Annotated in this window: 18 protein-coding genes and 1 tRNA gene; 8 read left to right on the top strand and 11 right to left on the bottom strand. The window is 61.2% G+C overall.

Annotation, left to right across the window (positions count from 1 at the left end; all coding sequences use genetic code 11):
• Positions 1–366 (top strand): amidohydrolase (locus R3217_07895; protein MDX1455358.1); only part of this gene is annotated, 366 nt, incomplete at its 5' end.
• 122 nt (positions 367–488) lie between these two features.
• Positions 489–1754 carry an MFS transporter gene (locus R3217_07890; protein ID MDX1455357.1) on the top strand — a complete coding sequence of 422 codons (1266 nt, stop codon included), beginning with the start codon at positions 489–491 and terminating at the stop codon, positions 1752–1754.
• A gap of 68 nt (positions 1755–1822) precedes the next feature.
• Here the strand turns inward: R3217_07890 and R3217_07885 are convergent, their stop codons facing one another.
• The 4 genes from R3217_07885 to R3217_07870 all read right to left on the bottom strand — a co-directional run bounded on the left by R3217_07885 (position 1823) and on the right by R3217_07870 (position 5747).
• The gene (locus R3217_07885; protein MDX1455356.1) at positions 1823–2290 is read right to left on the bottom strand and encodes a hypothetical protein; all 468 of its coding nucleotides are present in this window, start codon (positions 2288–2290) and stop codon (positions 1823–1825) included.
• A gap of 481 nt (positions 2291–2771) precedes the next feature.
• On the bottom strand, positions 2772–3413 hold the full coding sequence (locus R3217_07880; GenBank protein MDX1455355.1) for a TetR/AcrR family transcriptional regulator: 642 nt from the start codon (positions 3411–3413) through the stop codon (positions 2772–2774).
• 349 nt (positions 3414–3762) lie between these two features.
• Complete coding sequence (locus R3217_07875) at positions 3763–5049, bottom strand: GGDEF domain-containing protein (GenBank protein ID MDX1455354.1); 1287 nt, start codon at positions 5047–5049, stop codon at positions 3763–3765.
• A 53-nt stretch (positions 5050–5102) separates the two neighbouring features.
• Positions 5103–5747 carry a restriction endonuclease gene (locus R3217_07870; GenBank protein MDX1455353.1) on the bottom strand — a complete coding sequence of 215 codons (645 nt, stop codon included), beginning with the start codon at positions 5745–5747 and terminating at the stop codon, positions 5103–5105.
• 392 nt (positions 5748–6139) lie between these two features.
• On the opposite strand from R3217_07870, the gene R3217_07865 reads away from it, so the two are divergent.
• Positions 6140–6589, top strand: a complete 450-nt coding sequence (locus R3217_07865; protein MDX1455352.1) for a DMT family protein — start codon at positions 6140–6142, stop codon at positions 6587–6589.
• Positions 6590–6592: 3 nt separating this feature from the next.
• Positions 6593–6925 (top strand): DMT family protein, encoded by a 333-nt coding sequence (locus R3217_07860; protein MDX1455351.1) that lies wholly within the window; start codon positions 6593–6595, stop codon positions 6923–6925.
• Between the two features lie 108 nt (positions 6926–7033).
• On the opposite strand, the gene R3217_07855 is transcribed toward R3217_07860, so the two are convergent.
• Both R3217_07855 and R3217_07850 read right to left on the bottom strand, forming a co-directional pair.
• On the bottom strand, positions 7034–7984 hold the full coding sequence (locus R3217_07855) for a sensor domain-containing protein (protein ID MDX1455350.1): 951 nt from the start codon (positions 7982–7984) through the stop codon (positions 7034–7036).
• On the bottom strand, positions 7971–8369 hold the full coding sequence (locus R3217_07850) for a PadR family transcriptional regulator (protein MDX1455349.1): 399 nt from the start codon (positions 8367–8369) through the stop codon (positions 7971–7973). The genes R3217_07855 and R3217_07850 overlap by 14 nt, the downstream gene beginning before the upstream one ends.
• A 171-nt stretch (positions 8370–8540) precedes the next feature.
• Here R3217_07850 and R3217_07845 point away from each other — a divergent pair, with 171 nt between their 5' ends.
• Both R3217_07845 and R3217_07840 read left to right on the top strand, forming a co-directional pair.
• Positions 8541–10568, top strand: a complete 2028-nt coding sequence (locus tag R3217_07845) for an EAL domain-containing protein (GenBank protein ID MDX1455348.1) — start codon at positions 8541–8543, stop codon at positions 10566–10568.
• Between the two features lie 170 nt (positions 10569–10738).
• Positions 10739–12595, top strand: a complete 1857-nt coding sequence (locus tag R3217_07840; protein ID MDX1455347.1) for a M1 family metallopeptidase — start codon at positions 10739–10741, stop codon at positions 12593–12595.
• A gap of 61 nt (positions 12596–12656) precedes the next feature.
• On the opposite strand, the gene R3217_07835 is transcribed toward R3217_07840, so the two are convergent.
• A tRNA-Phe gene (locus R3217_07835) sits at positions 12657–12732 on the bottom strand.
• Between the two features lie 158 nt (positions 12733–12890).
• On the opposite strand from R3217_07835, the gene egtB reads away from it, so the two are divergent.
• The gene (gene egtB / locus R3217_07830; GenBank protein MDX1455346.1) at positions 12891–14168 is read left to right on the top strand and encodes an ergothioneine biosynthesis protein EgtB; all 1278 of its coding nucleotides are present in this window, start codon (positions 12891–12893) and stop codon (positions 14166–14168) included.
• Between the two features lie 14 nt (positions 14169–14182).
• On the top strand, positions 14183–15160 hold the full coding sequence (egtD, locus tag R3217_07825; protein ID MDX1455345.1) for an L-histidine N(alpha)-methyltransferase: 978 nt from the start codon (positions 14183–14185) through the stop codon (positions 15158–15160).
• Positions 15161–15178: 18 nt separating this feature from the next.
• Here egtD and R3217_07820 read toward each other — a convergent pair whose 3' ends face one another.
• The 4 genes from R3217_07820 to R3217_07805 form a co-directional block, all read right to left on the bottom strand.
• Positions 15179–15448 (bottom strand): oxidative damage protection protein, encoded by a 270-nt coding sequence (locus tag R3217_07820; GenBank protein ID MDX1455344.1) that lies wholly within the window; start codon positions 15446–15448, stop codon positions 15179–15181.
• On the bottom strand, positions 15445–16500 hold the full coding sequence (gene mutY / locus R3217_07815; GenBank protein MDX1455343.1) for an A/G-specific adenine glycosylase: 1056 nt from the start codon (positions 16498–16500) through the stop codon (positions 15445–15447). The genes R3217_07820 and mutY overlap by 4 nt, the downstream gene beginning before the upstream one ends.
• A gap of 3 nt (positions 16501–16503) precedes the next feature.
• Positions 16504–17055 (bottom strand): SRPBCC family protein, encoded by a 552-nt coding sequence (locus tag R3217_07810; protein ID MDX1455342.1) that lies wholly within the window; start codon positions 17053–17055, stop codon positions 16504–16506.
• A 26-nt stretch (positions 17056–17081) separates the two neighbouring features.
• Positions 17082–17900, bottom strand: an 819-nt coding sequence (locus R3217_07805; protein MDX1455341.1) for an AsmA family protein, incomplete at its 5' end; no start/stop codon positions are given.

Raw genomic sequence — 17900 nt, 5'->3', positions numbered from 1 at the left:
TCCGCCGCCCATGTGCTGGGCAAGCTGGTGAAGTACCTGGGCGAGAACAACGTGCTGTGGGGCACCGATTCGATCTGGTATGGCTCGCCGCAGGACCAGATCCAGGCCTTTCGCAGCTTCCAGATTTCCGAACAGCTGCAGCAGGAATTCGGTTACGCGCCCATGTCAGCCGGCCTGCGCGCGAAAATCTTCGGACTGAATGCCTTGAAGCCCTATGGCCTCAATCTCGACGACGCAAAACGCTTCAGCGGCAACGACAACATTGCGCAGCAACAGGAAAACTACGCGAACGCACCGGACCCGCATTTCAGGACCTACGGACCGAAGACCCGGCGCGAGTTCCTGAACCTGCTGGCCATCAGCTGAGGCCCTGGCGCGTCCTGGCGGCTGAGACTTTGCGCCATTCGCGATAGAATACGGCTCCGCCAAGCGTGGAGCCGAAACACTTGCCCTCTGCCCGGTCCACAAATCTCTCTCGACTGCCGTTCATGGTACGGCCGACCTATCCGCGCGAACTGCGCGCCTGGTCATTGCTGGCGCTTGCACTGGGTGCGGTCGAAGGTGGCGTGGTCGGCGTGCTGGTCAAGAACCTGTTCGATGGCCTGATCGACCCGGCCTGGCTGAATACTGCTGTGGCCATCGTCGCCGGTGCGCCGGCACTCGCGAACGTCACCAGTTTCCTCTGGGCATCGGCCAGCCAGGGCCGTGACAAGATCCGTTTCCTGTTCCTGCTGCAATCACTGACCATGCTCGGCCTGCTGATGATTGCCTTTGCACCGGTGAACGCCATCGGCCTTGCGCTGATGACCTGCGGCTCCCTGGTCGCACGCTGTTGCTGGGCCGGCGTCACCACGCTGCGCGCCACCGTCTGGCGCGCAAACTTCCCGCGCGCGCAGATGGGCAAGATGGCCGGTCGGCTGGTGCGGGCGATGACACTGGTAATGGGTTCGACCGGCATCCTGCTGGGCGTTGCCCTCAAGTTCGAACCGGAGGCCTATCGCTACTTCTATCCGCTGCTTGCCCTTCTCGGTTTCGCCGGCGCGCTGACCTACAAGCGACTGCGAGTAAGGCGTCACAAGATCCTGCTGCGCAAGGAACGCGAGGTGGAGCGCGACGAGCCGCGGCTGATCGGACCAATGGCAATGATCCGGGTCTTGCGCGACGACATCGATTTCCGGCGTTACATGCGACTGATGTTTGCGTTTGGCGGTGGCAACCTGGCCATGGTGCCGGTGCTGATCATCCTGATGACCGAGCGTTATGGCATGAGCCAGCTGTCACAGATGCTGATCACCTCGTCCATTCCGCTGCTGATGATCACCATCTCGATTTCCTGGTGGTCACGCCTGCTGGACCGCGGTCACGTGGTGCATTACCGCGCCAAGCAAAGCTGGTCTTTCGTCATTACCTTCGTCGCCTACTGCACCGCCGTTGCCACTGACATGCCGGAACTCTTCTGGCTGGCGGCAGTACTGCATGGCATCGGCATGGCTGGCGGCGTACTGGGCTGGAACCTGGGTCACAATGATTTCTCGTCCGCAGAGCGCGCTTCGATGTACATGGGTGCACACGTGACGCTGACCGGCATCCGCGGATTGATCGCACCCCTGTCCGGCGTGTGGATATACCACCTCATCGAGACGCGGGCGCCGGGGTATGGTCGTTACGTGCTGTTCTTGCCACTGCTGGTGACCACGCTCGGCGCCTGGGGATTCGTCAGGATGTCCCGCGACCTCAAGCAGCGAGGCATGTAGCTGCAGCCACGCCTGCACGCAAAAAAAAGCCCCGCCAATGGCGGGGCTTTTCTGCGTCTGGCCTGGGCTCAGAACTTGAAACTCAACGACAGGAAGTCGACGTCGGCCTCGTTGAACTCGGTCCGGGTGTACTCGAGCTCGAAGCCGAAGGCGCCCACGCCGATGCCGTATGCGAGGTTGCTGTCGTTATCCGACACGCCACCGATATCGATGTCGGCATAGTTGAAGCCAGCCTTGCCCTTGAAGTAGATCGGGCCCGGCGTCATCAGGACACCATAGGCACCCAGCTGCGTGGCGGAGTAGTCGACGCCACCGAAATCGCCGTCGGACAGCGTGGTGTTGGCTTCGAACTCGACACCGACAATGCCAACCAGGTCGAGCGTGTACACCAGGCCGGCAGTGGTGGCGGCCGTGTCATCACCGTCGACGGAATACTGGCCAGCCTTGACACCGAAATCCGTGTCGATGGCGTGGGCGGCAGACGTCATGCCGAACAGGGCAAAGGCAGCGGTGAAGCCGAGAATCAGTTTTTTCATGGTCAATTCCTCTGGAGTGCATTACGGGCAGGCCGCCATGAGCCGGTCGGCCGTCCCTGCGCAATCTACCAAGCTGGCCGGAAAATGCCAGTGATTATGTCTGAAGCGCTTGAATTTTCAGGATTTTCCGCCACGCGGCTGATTTTGCGGGGCGAGCGGCATGGCGGGTCGCAGGCAAAAAAAAGCCCGCGACGTGCAGCGCGGGCGAACAAGCAGGAGGATCGGTTGCGGGCGAACCCGACAACAGAATTCGGTCAAAAAGACCACCCGGGCGATTGCCTGGCGGCAACCGCCCGGGCGAAACCCTCTTCCGAGGGATCAGCACGTACCCGTCCGTGGGCATGATGGGTGGTGCCTGGAAGTGCGCGTCAAAGGGGGAGAAAACGCTGCACTTGTCTGACACTCGGGGGGGATGACATCCACCCATCCATTCCTTCCGGCCTTGGAAAAAATGAAACCTTTGCAGGTCAAGGACGCTTTATCAGACGCCTCGCAAAACGCCGAGGCAGGCCTGTTTTAGCGCGACCTTGAACGCCGGGTCCTTGCTCGGCGATGCCATCTGCACGGGAAACTCCTCGAACAGAATGGCGTCGCGGCTGAAGGAGGCGATCAGCTGCATGCAGAAACGGCCTGCGGCAGCCGGGTTCTTCGCTCTCACTTCCCGGCCATCACCAACCAGCAACTGGCCGGCGAGGTCATAGAACCCGAGGAATTCCTGCATCATCTCGGGGTTCTGGTAATCAGGGTCGTGGCGGATCTTCATGATCACGGACCGCACCACACCGCGGCGGTTGGTGAACAGGTTGGTCACCGCTTCGATGACAATCTCGAGTCGACGCTCCAGTCGCTCTTCCTGTTCCAGCTGCGGTACCACCTCGTCCTTGGTGCGATGGAGATCTTCGACATAGCGCTCGAACAACCGCGCCAGGAGATCTTCCTTGTCGACAAAGCGGGTGTAGAAGCTGCCTGCTGCCACACCGGCTTTTGCCGCGATTTCCGCAATACCCACGCGGTCGATGGATGACTTGGTCAACAACGCCTCGGCGGCGTCCAGGATGTCGTTCATCGTCTTGCGAGAACGCTCCTGTACGGGCTCTGCCGGGGCTTCACGTTGCTTGGTCATGCTACCAACCTGAACCTGAATACAGATTCAAGTTTAAGGCCATGCGCGCTCCGGCGCAAGCCCTGTGGCGCAATTTTTTGGTGTACCGCGAGAAAAATCGGCCCGATCGGGCCGCCAGGACGAGAAACGGTGGGCCGGATAAAGCAGTGCCCGCGTCATCAGCCTTCCCTACGAGGCGCTGACGCGGGCACTGACCCCCTTATGGCCGGTTGACGTCCTGTCGGACATGAAACCGTTAAGCATCCGCCATGGGCGGACTACTCGAGTATACGCCCCCGCCCTGCCGGCACAAGCGCATCCGCGACTGTCCGGCGAGGGACCATTCGTCACCATCTCGAAAACTGAAATTCTAGAGATTTGCGGGTTTTTGAGCGCGTTTTCGCTGGGTTTCGCCGCTTTTAAGCAAGCCTTTCCGTTGCCGCTTGTCCAGGTACATGCGCTCATCAGCCAGCTGCACGGCATCGTCCACTGCCTCACCACTGGTGAATTCGGCCGCACCAATACTGACCGCCGGTGTCTGCGGCTGGCCGCCGGGGACCACTGGCCGTGGCGGGATGCTGCCCAGGATTTCCCGGAGACGATGGACCGTGGCCTCGGCCGCTGCACGCGGCAGCACCAGCAGGAACTCGTCGCCACCCCAGCGGTAGAGCTTGTCGGTCGGCCGCAGGTTGCTGCGCAAGGCCGTAACCACCCACACGAGCAGGCGATCGCCGGCTTCATGCCCAAATTTGTCGTTGACGGGCTTGAGGTCATCGAGGTCCAGCATGGCCACCGTGCCGAAGGCTGCCAGGGCGGTATCAAGCCCGAAGCCATCATCAAAGGCCCGGCGATTCAGCGCGCCGGTCAATGGGTCCACGTAGGATTCCTTGCGCAGCTCCTCGTGCGTACTGGTCAGTTCGCGATAGGCGGCACGGACCTCGAGCAGGGTGTCTTCCAGCACGATCAGGATCATGCCGATCGCCAGCAGGATGCCGATAAAGGTGTCGATAAAGCCGTTGTATTGCGTAATCACCAGCCGCCAGCCGCCATGGTCATGCCAGGGCTCGGCCGCCACGTGGGAAAAGGCCGGCAGGTAGAGGGCCCAGGCAACGGCGAACATGGCCAGCGCCGCGCAGGCGGTGCGTGTTCCCAGCGTGCGGCGGGGCCGGGGCAGGCGCCAGAGCAACCAGGCGGAATACGTCGCAACCGCCACAGTCGGAATGGCCAGCCAGGACGCGACATCCAGCGCATTGCGGGCACTGGACAGGGTGATGACAGTGTAAACAACGATGCCGGGCGTCATCCACACCAGGTACGGCTTCAGCGAGAAGTGGCGACAGAACTGCAGGATGCCCGCCAGCAGCGCGGTCAAGGTCATCAGCTTGAACATGACGTAGCAGGAAACGCTGAGGGCGATCCAGGCACCACCGTTCGAAAACGACAGGGTCTCGACAATCCGGCCATTGGCGATCGCCGGTACCAGCACCACCAGGGCGGCCGTGTAGAAAATCCAGGCAACGACCCAGGCCTGGAAATATTCGCGCCGGTCGGAGAGACGGGTCAGCAGCAGGAACACGATAGAGAGCAAGGCGAACGCCGTCATCTGGGTGACAACGCCAATAAAGGTGATCAATTCAGCACTGGCCGCTACCGGCATGAGACGCCCTGCTTTGGTTTCCCACCATTATAGCTGCGCCAAGTGCGACTGCTTCAGGCGATGTCGCGACGCCCCTTGCAGCTCGGTGCACGCACGCAACCGTAATAGGGTCGGGATTCGCCGCCATGGCGTTCATAGCGCTTCAGCATCGCACGTCCGCAGCGCGGACAGAGCACCACGCGGCGCGGTTCGGTTGCGCCATCATCCTGCTGGGGCCGCGGTGCCGTGAGGTCGCCATCATCGGACTGCATGTTGACCAGGATCTGCCTGACCCGCGCGCCGTCCATCAGCTTGATTCGCCGGGATTTGGCCGCGTCCCGCGCTGATGGCGTGAAACGGCCCGAGGTGATGAGATAACCGCCGGCTGCATTGCGCGCCGCAATGACCTGGAAGAAATCGCGAACCTGCTCTTCCCCCACCTTGCGGCTGCGCCAGTGACCACACTGCACCAGCAACAGCTGGCCGCGCTTTTCCAGCTCGAAATCCGCGCCACCGAAAGGATGCTCCCGGACCACGTAACCCTTGGCAATGAAGTGCTCGCGGATCAGGACCGAGTAATCATCCCAGGACAAGGTGCCAATCTCGCGATCACTACCCAGCAGCTCCGCCCGCACTTGCTCCCGCCGCCGCCAGGCTATCGAAGCCATGACAATTGCGGTGACCAGCGCGACCAGGGTGATGATGAGAAAGGGATCCACGATGCGGCATTCCAGCGTCAGGGGTATATCTTTTTACATAATATCGAACTTTTTCACCCCTGTGAAGCGGCTGCCGGCGCCCGCGGGAAATCCAGCCAAGGGGCGGATCCTACCCTGGCACACCATGCCAGCGCGATCCCGTCGTACCGGAAAAAAGGTCTGCCGGTCCCGGGCTGGAAACCGGCGCAAAACCTCTCTAGTATCCCGCCCAGTCATCGCCACACTCGATGCCAGCGAAAAACAGGGATCAGGCGGCGCCAGGTAGGTGATTCAGCGATGACCTAGCACACCCGATATCGCCTTCATCGAACGTGTATTTTGACAGCAACGTTTTCGTTACTGGAAACACACGCCCCCCCTGCCATGCTGCAATCCTGATTATGGGCAATCTCTTGAAAGAAACTCCTGAATCCACAACCGTCGCCTCGACCAGCCGTGAACTGCCCGCAGGGAAGTCCCGCCAGAAGGACCACCAGGGCCAGTTGCTCTACCTGATCGTGCCGGCGATGCTGCTTACTTCCAGCGCCATCATGGCGACGGCCTGGCTCGGCCACTTGCGCTTCAAGGAAGACCTGACGTTCATGATGGCAACGCTGTTTGCCTGGCTGCTCGTGCTCCCAGAGTATGCGCTCAACATCATGGCGCTTCGCATCGGTTACAAGAAATTCACTGGCGGCCAGATGGGTGCATTCAGGCTCTGCACGGGCGTGGTGTGTATTGCCCTGGTATCGATTTACGTGCTGGGAGAACAGCTCACCGGCCAGAAAATGCTTGGCTTCGCCATCATGGGGGTTTCCATGATCCTGATTTCAAGCTCGGACCGGAAAGAGGGACCCCGATAAGCCATGGTTGTTTATGCCGTTCCACTCATGCTGTTTGCTTCCAGCGCCTTGATGGCTTTCGCCTGGCTTGGGCACATCCGCTTTCGCCACAAGGGCTTCTTCTTCGCCCTGCTGGTGAGCTGGTTCATCGTGCTGCCCGAGTACCTGCTGAACATTTCAGCCATTCGCTGGGGCATCGGTACTTACCAGGCCAGCGAAATGGCGGCCATGAATCTGAGCTCCGGCGTTGTCTGCGTCGCCATCGTGTCGAAGCTGTTCCTGGGCGAACACCTCAACTCTCGCCAGATTGTGGGATTTGTCCTGATGGGACTGGGGGTAGTGCTGGTCGTTGCCTGAACCACTTCTCGTCACGACGTGACACCACGCGTGAAGCAAGAAACGCCTGCAGATGCAGGCGTTTTTCTTGCTGCTTCCTGACGCCCAGGAACAGTCAGCCAGGCGATCTCAGTTTCTCGAACCCAGCACCAGCAGACCGCGGGCCACGTGCCCGTGGAAAACCGCGATGCCACGGTACAGGTGCAACGACACGGTCAGCAGCAGGAACCCGAGCAGCATGAGTGACAGCACCTCCAGCAGGTCCGGACGGTCCAGTTGCAAGCGCAGCGGCCCGTGGTACCAGAACTGGATCGACGTACCGTCGTACGCTCCGACTCCCGTGAGCGCCGCGAACGGCACGATGATCAGGCTCAGCGACACTGACAGGCTGGTGACCGCCAGGCCGAAATAACTCATGCCAAGTGGCAGCATCAGCAGCATGTACAGCAAGGTCGTCCAGGTGCGGACATCGACCAGCATGCTCTTGATACTGACAAACAGGCCTTTCTCCCGGTTCGGATAGATCGGGCGGCGCGGCATGCGCACGCCCAGAAAGGTTTCGATGATCCGGCCTTCCAGCAGCGACAACATGCGCGTGCTGCCAAGGAACAGCAGGGTGAACGGAATGCCGATGATCAGCACGAACAGCCCCATCGACAGGCCCAGTCCCGCCATTACCCAGGCGAAATAGAAGACACCGGTAGCGCCCGCCAGGAGCATGTAGAACAGTGCCGAATAACTGCGCAGGTCGCCGAACACACCAAAGAATCGCAACGCGGCGTTGCGCCTGGTGGGTGATCCGACGCGTCTTGGCGTGCGCATGGCCCGGGCCACCGTCTCCTCGGTCTGCAGGTAGGTGGCGGCGACCTCCTGGGGCGCGCCGTAGGTATTGACGATACGGGCCAGCACTTCGCTGACCGGCAGGGTCGCATGCTGTGCGATTTCCGCCCGCAGGTACTCCTCGGCATCGTAAAGCGCGTCCTGGCGCAGCGCTGGGTCGGCATCGCCAAGGGCTGCTGCCAGCTGGTCAAGGTATTCCTCTACCGTACGTGGCATGGGATTCGTGTCATTCGTGTTCATTGCCAGACTCCATCAAAAGCGTTTGCACCAGGTTCGACGTGTCCTGCCAGGCGACCTTCCAGGACGACAGCATGTCGCGCCCCGCCGACGTGATTCGGTAATACCGTCGCGGCGGGCCACTCACCGAGGGCTCGACCCAGCTTTCCAGCAAGCCGCCCCCCGACAGATTGCGCAGCACCGGGTACAGCGCGGACTGCTTGCCGATCAGGTCCTGGCTGTCGTACTGCTCCAGTTCCTTGGCAATCTCGTAGCCGTAGCGCGGGCTGTCGGCGCGCGATAACAAGGTCAGCAAGAGCAAGGCCACGGTGCCCGCGTTGAGCTCTTTCTGGAACTTCTTCAACTGCAGTTCCTTGTCCAGGCCCGCTTCCGGCGTTGTGCTGTTCATTCCTGCCTCCAGTCACCGATTCCGGCACCGCTGACCATTTGTGACCTTGTCGTTACCATGAACACGATAGTACCAATAAGTTAATAATAGTCAAGAACCGTGATGCGCGGCGACTTTTAGCCTTGAAATCAGCCTAGAATGGGCGTTTGGTCCCGACGCCATGGAGCCCGCGTGCCAATAAAGACTGCCGCCAACGTGATCGTGCCAAAGCGCGATGTTGACCCCCAGGTCGAGGGCGAGCTCACCAACCTGCTGTACCGGAACTCCCGGGGATTGCACCTCACCGGCGCCGGTGCGGCCGGCCTGGCAACGCTGCTGTTCTGGCAAAGCACCCATCCGGTTTCGATCAGCCTGTGGCTGGGCTGCATGCTGGCCATTGCGGCGGGCCGGGCCTGGCTGGCGCGGCGCTTTGCGCAGGAAGAGCTCTCCCTGGCCGAAACCAGTCGCTGGAGCCAGGCCTTCCAGTACGGCAATGTTGCTGCGGCTGTCGGCTGGGCCTTTGGCGGCCTGTTGATGTACCCGCCGGGTAGCCCCTCGGGGCAGATGCTGCTGACGGTCGTCATGGTTGGCGTGATCGCCATCTTCACACCGATGCTGGTCGCCAATCGCAAGTACGCGGTGACCTTTGCGTTGATCGTGATGGCACCCCTGATCATGCGTCACCTCGGCAACGGTTCGTTGCAGAGCCTGGTGGCCGTTGCCATCCTGATCCTGCTGTTCCCGCTGCTGATTGCATTGACCATTCGCAGCTTCAACCAGATTGTCGAAGACCTGCAGGCGCGCTTCGCCTACGCCGACCTGGCCAAGGAACTGTCAGGGGAGATCGCCGTGCGCCGCCAGGCCGAGCACCGCCTGCTCGACATGGCAAACTTCGACCAGCTGACGAACCTTCCGAATCGCTCCCTGCTGAAGGACCGAATGGATCGTGCGCTGGCAAAATCACAACGTCACAAGTCGCTGGTTGCGGTGCTGTTCGTTGATCTCGATCGTTTCAAGCACATCAACGACTCGCTCGGCCATCATGTCGGCGACGAAGTGTTGCGTGAAATTGCCGAACGGCTGCAGAAGACGGTTCGCCAGGAAAACACCGTGGCGCGCCTTTCGGGTGACGAATTCATCATCGTTGTCGAGGAAATGAACACGCTCGACGAGATTCGCACGGTGGCGCGACGCCTGCTGATGGAAGTGTCCGAGCCCATCATCCTCGAGGATTCGACCGAATTGAAACTGACGGCCAGCATCGGCATCGCCGTCGCTCCCGATCATGGCAAGGAAAACGACCTGCTGCTGCAGAACGCCGACATCGCCATGTACCGTGCCAAGACCCAGGGGCGCAATGGCTTCCAGATATTCACGCCCGACATGCATGCCGAAGCGCTGACACGGCTGTCACGCGAGAATGCGCTGCGCCGGGCGCTGGAGAACGAGGAATTCTTCCTGGCGTTCCAGCTCGAAATGCATGGCGCCACCCAGGCCTATGTCGGCGCCGAGGCCTTGCTGCGCTGGGAGTCGCCGGAATACGGCATGATTTCGCCGGCCGAGTTCATCCCGCTGGCCGAGGAAACCGGCCTGATTCGCCCGCTCGGCGACTGGGCGCTGCGCGCCGCGTTGCAGCAGGCGCGTCGCTTCACCGAACGCTTTGGCAAGGACTTCTATACCGGCATCAATCTCTCGCCGCGGCAGCTGGAAGCCGAGGACGCGGTCGAGCATATCGAGGCCATGATCAAGGATGTCGGCGTGGACCCGAGCGCCGTGATGTTCGAAATCACCGAGACCGTGGCGCTTTCCAATGCCCACAGCAATCTCACCAAGCTGCGCAAACTGCGGGCGCTCGGCTGCCAGCTGGCGCTGGATGATTTCGGCACCGGCAACTCGTCGCTGACCTACCTGAAGCGATTCCCGATCACCGCAGTGAAACTCGACAAGTCCTTCATCGACAATGTCACCATGAATCGAGAGGACGCAGCCATCGCACGCGCCACCATCGAACTCGCCCAGGAGCTCGATCTCAAGGTCATCGCCGAGGGCGTCGAATCACGCGAACAGGCAGACTGGCTGAAAGACCGGCAATGCTTCATCATGCAGGGCTACCTGTTCAGCCCGCCCCTCCAGGCATCGCAATGCATGGATCGCGTCGCGGCTACCGGCAAGACCGATGTCGAGGCGACACCCGGCCAGCACGAACGCCGGGAGACCTGAACAACCCAGATTTTCGTCCGCAGGACTGCTCGACGGTCCTGCAGCTGCTTTCATTTCATCAAGCCATGAGGTACTTCATGTCTCTCTACAAGCAACTGCTCTTCCCCTTGCTGGTCGCCAGCCTCGCGCTGGTCGCAGCGTGCTCGGACACCGACAACAGCGTGGCAACCATGTCCGCCTCCGAGGCGGATCGCAGCGCGCTGATGGCGCTGGATTCGGCCAGCCTTGCTGCCGCCAGCATGGACGTGCATTCCTTCGCCAATTCCGATGCCGTGCGAGTCACGCATGTCTCGCTGGATCTCGACGTGGATTTCGACGCGAAGCAGCTCGCGGGTACCGCAACCCTGTCGCTCGATCGCATCGACCCGCAGGCTGACAGGCTGGTGCTGGATTCTCGTGCCCTGACCATCGAAGCAGTGGAAGTCGGCACGGCCGAGGGATTCAGCGATGCCGACTGGGTCATGGGTGAGGCCCTCGGCGCGCTGGGCCAGCCGATTGTGATTGCACTCGACGACCAGGCCGATCGCGTGCGCCTGAGCTACCGGACCTCACCGCAGGCATCCGGCCTGCAATGGCTGAGCCCGGAGCAGACAGCCGACAAGGAAAACCCGTTCCTCTTCTCGCAGGCCCAGGCCATCCATGCTCGCAGCTTCATCCCCTTGCAGGACACTCCGGGCGTGCGCGTGACGTACGACGCGACCATCCGCACGCCGCAGCACCTGCTGGCCACCATGAGCGCCGAGATGGAAGAAACCATCAACAAGGATGGTGAGTACCATTTCGACATGCCGCAGGCGATCCCGCCCTACCTGATCGCGATCGGTGTCGGCAATCTCGACTTCCAGTCGATGTCGGAACGCACCGGTGTCTACGCCGAGCCCTACATCCTCGAGGCAGCTGCTGCAGAGTTCGAGGACACCGAACGGATGATGGAGGTCACCGAGGCGCTGTACGGCCCGTATCGCTGGGGGCGTTACGACATCCTGATGCTGCCGGCGAGCTTCCCGTTCGGTGGCATGGAGAATCCACGCCTGTCCTTCATCACCCCGACCGTGGTCGCCGGTGACAAGTCGCTGGTTTCGCTGATCGCACACGAACTCGCACATTCCTGGTCGGGCAACCTGGTGACCAATTCCACCTGGCGCGACCTGTGGCTTAACGAAGGTTTCACCACCTACCTGACCTACCGCATCATGGAAGAGGTCTATGGCAAGGCACGCGAGCGACAGGAAGCCGTGCTGGGTTACCAGGACATCCTGAACGAACTCGACGCACTGCCGCCCGAGGATACGGTCCTCAACATCGAGCTCGGCCAGCGCGATCCGGATGACGTGTTCTCCAACATCCCCTACGAAAAGGGTGCGCTGTTCCTGCGCGAGCTGGAGTACAAGGTCGGCCGGGACAATTTCGATGCCTTCCTGAAGGACTACTTCGATCACTTCGCCTTCCAGTCGATCACCACGCAGCAGTTCAAGGACTACCTTGAAGCCGAGCTCGTGGCGAAGTTCCCGGAGACCCTGGACATGGCCCGCATCAACGAATGGATCCACGAGCCAGGCCTGCCGGTCGACCACCCGGTACCGGAATCGGATGCGTTCAAGAAAGTCGATACCGCCCGTGCAGCCTGGCTGAAGGGCGCACTCGCTGCGGTGGACATCGACACCGACAACTGGACCGTGCACCAGTGGCTTTATTTCCTGAACAACATGCCGAAGACCATGGAAATGGACCGGCTCGCCGAGCTGGATGGCAGCTTCGGCCTGACGGGCACCAGCAACAACGAGATCGCCCACTCCTGGCTGAAGATCGCCATCCGCAACGACTACGATCCGGCCTTCGAACGGCTCGAGGACTACCTCGTCGACATTGGCCGTCGCAAGCTGATCGTGCCGTTGTACGAGGAACTGGCGAAGTCGCCCGAGCACATGGAATTTGCTCGCCGCATCTACAAGGAAGCCCGCCCGGGCTACCACCCGCTGGCACAGGGCAGCGTCGACGAAGCCCTGGGACTGGCTGAGAGCGACTGAGCCGATTCGACAGACCGGCAAGAAAAAAGGCCCGCAGCGCATGCTGCGGGCCTTTTCTATATGGTGGCCAGGGACAGAATCGAACTGCCGACACGGGGATTTTCAATCCCCTGCTCTACCAACTGAGCTACCTGGCCCGTATCCGAAGGTATCGCTGCCGCCTTTGGGGTGGCGCGAAGGCGGGTATTAAACCGGCCTGCCCGTCCAGAGTCAAGGGGGGAGCGCAGGGAAGCGCGGTTTGCCGCCCCCTTGGGCCGGAGGTACCATCGAGGGACCCCAAAACCGCGGATTCACGATGGCCGCCACCCCCGAATTCCAGCCAGGCGCCGAGTCTCTCGGCCACCGCTACCGGTCAACCCGCTCGTTCACGGAAGCGCTCGCCGCCCCGTTGAGCCCGGAGGACATGGTGGTACAGTCCATGCCGGACGTCAGCCCGACCAAGTGGCACCTGGCGCATGTCAGCTGGTTTTTCGAGAATTTCCTGCTGGCCCCGCACCTGCCGGGTTACGCGGCCTACGACGAGCGCTTTGGCTACCTGTTCAATTCGTACTACTACCAGGTCGGCCAGATGCACCGCCGTGCCGAGCGCGGCTTCCTGTCGAGGCCTTCGGTTGCCGAAATCCTTGCCTACCGGCAGCACGTCGACAAGCACATGGAGCAGCTGCTGGATCGCCTGGATGAAGACAAGGCCGCCCATGTTGGCGTGCTGGTCGAGCTGGGCATCCAGCATGAGCAGCAACACCAGGAACTGCTGCTGACCGATATCAAACACGTGCTGTCGCAGAATCCGCTCAAGCCGGCGTATCACGACATGCCGGAGGGCTCTGGTGCACGAGCAGCCGAGCTGGCTTTCATCGATTTCGCGGGCGGCATCCATGATGTCGGCCAGGCCGGCCCGGGGTTCCATTTCGACAACGAGGGTCCGGCCCACCAGGTCCTGCTGCAGGATTTCGCCATGGCGAACCGGCCTGTCACCAATCGCGAGTACCGGGAATTCATCCTTGCAGGAGGCTACCGCGAACCGCGCTGGTGGCTCTCGGAGGGCTGGGCGACCATCCTGGCCGAGGATTGGAGCCGCCCCTTCTACTGGCAGGAAGACCTGGCCAGCGAATTCACTCTTGGCGGCGTCCAGGCCCTGAATCCGGATGCGCCCGTCTCGCACCTTTCCTATTTCGAAGCGGATGCCTACGCCAGCTGGGCCGGCAAGCACTGGGAAGGTGCCAGGTTGCCGACGGAGTTCGAGTGGGAAGTCTTTGCCCGCCAGCAGGACACCCGCATGCCGGCCAACACGGCCGACCTCGGTCGCTTCCATCCGGACGCCGCCGACAGCCAGCCCGTTTCGCAGGTCTGGGGCGATGTGTGGGAATGGACGCGCTCGAGCTACTCGCCCTATCCTGGCTACTCTCCTCCGGCAGGCGCGATTGGCGAATACAACGGCAAATTCATGAGTGGCCAGTTCGTGCTGCGTGGCGGTTCCTGCGCGACATCACGCGACCACATCAGGAGCACCTACCGAAATTTCTTCTATCCTCCGGATCGCTGGCAATTCACTGGCCTCCGACTGGCACGCTGAGCAAGGACGATGCTTTGACTCGACAGGAAACGGAACAGGATCTCGAACTCCACGACTTTCATCCACGCGCATCGGACATGCGCAGCGAAGTACTCGCATCGCTGCAGGCACCCGACAAGTGGCTGTCGTCCATGTACTTCTATGACGAAAGGGGATCGCAGCTTTTCGATGACATCTGCGAACTGCCCGAGTACTACCCGACACGTACCGAGCTCGGCATCATGAAGGCGAATATCAGGGAGATTTGTGACGCGATTGGTCCTCGCGCCATGCTGATCGAGTACGGGTCCGGCTCATCGGTGAAAATCCGCACGCTGCTGGCCCACATGGAGCAACCGGCGGCCTATGTGCCCGTGGAAATTTCCAAGGAACACCTCGTCGCCAGCGCCGAAGCCCTGGCAGCCGACTTCCAGGACATCGAGATCATTCCCGTCTGCGCCGACTTCACCGGCGAGTACGAGCTGCCCGAATCATCTCGCAAGGCCGAGCGCAACGTCGTCTATTTTCCCGGCTCCACCATCGGCAACTTCGATCCCGAGGATGCGCTCGACTTGCTGAAGAACATGCGTCGTGATGCGGGCCACGGAGGCGGGGTACTGATCGGTGTCGACCTGGAGAAGGACGCTGCAACACTGGAGCGCGCTTACGACGATGCCGCCGGCGTTACCGCCACCTTCAATCTCAATGTATTGACAAGACTGAACCGCGAGCTGGATGCGGACTTCGACCTGGAAAACTTCAGGCACAAGGCCATCTGGAATGACGAGCTGCATCGTATCGAGATGCACCTGGTCAGCCTGCGCGCGCAGGCCGTGCACATTGATGGTGTTCGAATCGATTTTGCCGCTGGCGAGACCATACACACCGAATCCAGTTACAAGTACACGCTGGAGCGGTTTGCCGCCCTGGCAGGGCGCGCCGGCCTTGCAGTGAAAAATGTCTGGCAGGATGCGGAAAAACTGTTCAGCGTGCAGTATCTCGAGGTCAGCTGAAGCAGCCTCGCCAGGACATCACTCCGGCGCGACAAAACCTTCAGGTTTTTCCGAGCCGTCTCCGAAGAAGAACTTCTCCATTTCGGATTCGAGGAACTTGCGGGCTTTCGGATCCATGGTGCTGAGGCGGTATTCGTTGATCAGCATGGTCTGGTGTGCCAGCCATTTCTGCCAGCCAGCCTTCGACACGTTGGCGACGATGCGCTCGCCCAGTTCGCCCGGGTAAGGCTGGAAATCCAGTCCCTCGCTCTCGGTCTTCAGCACCACGCAATTCACCATGCGACTCATTTCCTGCTCCTGCGCGCCGCGTCGAGCGCGATTCTGGCTTCATCAAGGATACGACGGACGGGCGCAGCAAGGCCGATCTCCGCCGGCGAGGCGAGATCATACCATTGCGTCGGTCGGTCGTTCAGCGAGGGCGAGGTGATGCCGCGCAACAGCACGGGCGTAATATCGAGACGATAGTGGCTGAACGCATGGTCGACCACCGGCAGTTCATGAATATCCGTGGCAGGCACATCCAGCTCGCCGAGGACGCGCTCCAATGCAGCAACTTCCGGCAGGCTCCACAAGCCGCCCCACAGGCCGCTAGGCGGCCGCTGCTCCAGCAACACCTTGCCATCGCATTCCTGCACCAGCATGACGGTCTGCCTTTGCGGGATGGCCTTCTTCGGCTTGCGGCCCGGCAACTCGTCGATGCGGTTGTCGGACAGTGCCTTGCAATCACCGCTGACCGGGCAATGCCCGCATTCCGGGCTCGAGCGGCGGCAGACCGTCGCGCCGAGATCCATCATCGCCTGGTTGTACGCGGCCACCCGAGCATGTGGCGTGCGTGCCTCGGCGAGCTCCCAGAGCCTGCGTGACACCGCCGTCCGTCCAGGCCAGCCGTCGACCGCCGCATGCCTTGCCAGCACGCGCTTCACATTGCCATCGAGAATGGCATGGCGCTGGTCATGGGCCAGCGAGAGTATGGCACCTGCTGTCGACCTGCCAATGCCGGGCAATTGCTCCACCGCCTCGATGTCCGCCGGAAATTCGCCATCGTATTCCTGCTTGATGACCTGCGCCGCCCGGTGCAGGTTCCTGGCCCGGGCGTAATAACCAAGTCCCGACCAGTGATGCAAGACCTGGTCTACATCGGCATCGGCAAGCGAGACCACGTCCGGGAAGGACGCCATGAATCGCTCGTAATAAGGAATGACCGTCGCCACCTGCGTCTGCTGCAACATGATCTCGGATACCCACACCCGGTAAGGTGTCGGATTCGCCTGCCAGGGCAGGCTCTTGCGGCCATGAGCATCGAACCAGTCGAGCACGCGAATGGAAAAATCGGTTGGCATCGTTCAGCGATTCATTCGTTCGCGGGCAAGCTTCTCGATTCCGCGTGCGGACGCTTGCCCTTCTTCCAGCAGCGCATCCTTGACCACCGAGGGACCGATCAGCGGCGGTATGAAGAAGTCCGGCTCCATTTCCAGCGTCCAGTGCATGCGGGTGCGTTGCTCGCCATCCAGTGGTTCCAGGATCCAATGCGCTTCCGAGCGCTTCACATCGCTGTACTCCGGCAAGGCCCTGGACACGATATGCAGGGGGTTCGTTTCATCGACACGCTGCACCTGTTCAATGGTCTTGCAGAAAAACAGGAAGCAGACCCGTGATTCCGTGAATACGGTATGGACGCCCTCGGTGGGTGAATCTAGATGCTGTGACGTCTTGATGGCACCGGTGATCCACCAGAGATGATCATAGTCGGTAAGCACCCTGCGCACCGGCTCCACGGGGACATCAAGTACGACCACCACCTCGACACGATAGACACCATCGGCACTCGACACCTCCAGGGTCTCGAACTCCGCCGAGCTGGCGGGCAGTGCCAGCAGCAGCAGAAAGCTGCTCAAGAACAACGCAAGCTCGGACAGGCGCATCAGTCAAACAGCCCTCGCAGCTTGTCCTTCAACTTGTCTTCGGCTTCCTCTTTTTTCTCGTCGATATCCTTTTTTGCATCCTGCCGCGCCTGCTCGCGCTTTGCGTCGAGCTCGGCCTTCGCCTTTGCCTTCAAGGCTTCACCTACCGCTGGTTTGATGGATGGTGCTGCCATATCGCCGGTTATTTTCACCGGTATGACCAGGCCCGACAGCTCGCCAAGCGACCCTTCCAGCGAATCATCCTCGACCACCTTCGCGCGTATCTCGTAATCGACAGTTGCCGCAACCAGGTCGGCCCGGCCATCGCCATCGACACGCAGGAAGGGCAACCGCATGTCGAGTATCTCGTTGATGAAAACCCCCTTCTCCAGCCGACCTTGCGCGAGCAGCTCGGCAAAGCGAGTACGCTCAGCCATGTCCTCGCGCTGGTAGGGCCGGTTCTCGACTCTCGCATGTGCCTTGCGCAGGGACTCGCGCAGGTTCATGCCTTCGATGGCGCCGTCCGTCACGCGTAACGACACCTTGCCATCCAGGCTCTGCTTGATGGCATTGACGGAATTGCCGACAGCGGTACTTTGAACGGACAGTGCAGTCACGCCGGACAGCCGTGAGACACCGAACATGTCATCAAGCATGGCGCCGAACTTCACGCCCTCGAGCTTTTCGTCCACCGAATAGCGCGCCGTGTCACGACGGGCATCTACACGGATGTCACCCGAGTAGCTACCTTCATACAGCGAGGCCCTGGCTGGGTGCAGGCGAAGCTGATCCTTGCGCGCATCCACACCGACTTCGATATCGCTGGAACGAATGCCCAT

The sequence above is a fragment of the Gammaproteobacteria bacterium genome (assembly GCA_033720895.1).
Taxonomy (GTDB): Bacteria; Pseudomonadota; Gammaproteobacteria; order Natronospirales; family JAJUFS01; genus JAWWBS01.
This window is presented reverse-complemented; position numbering and strand designations above follow the sequence as displayed.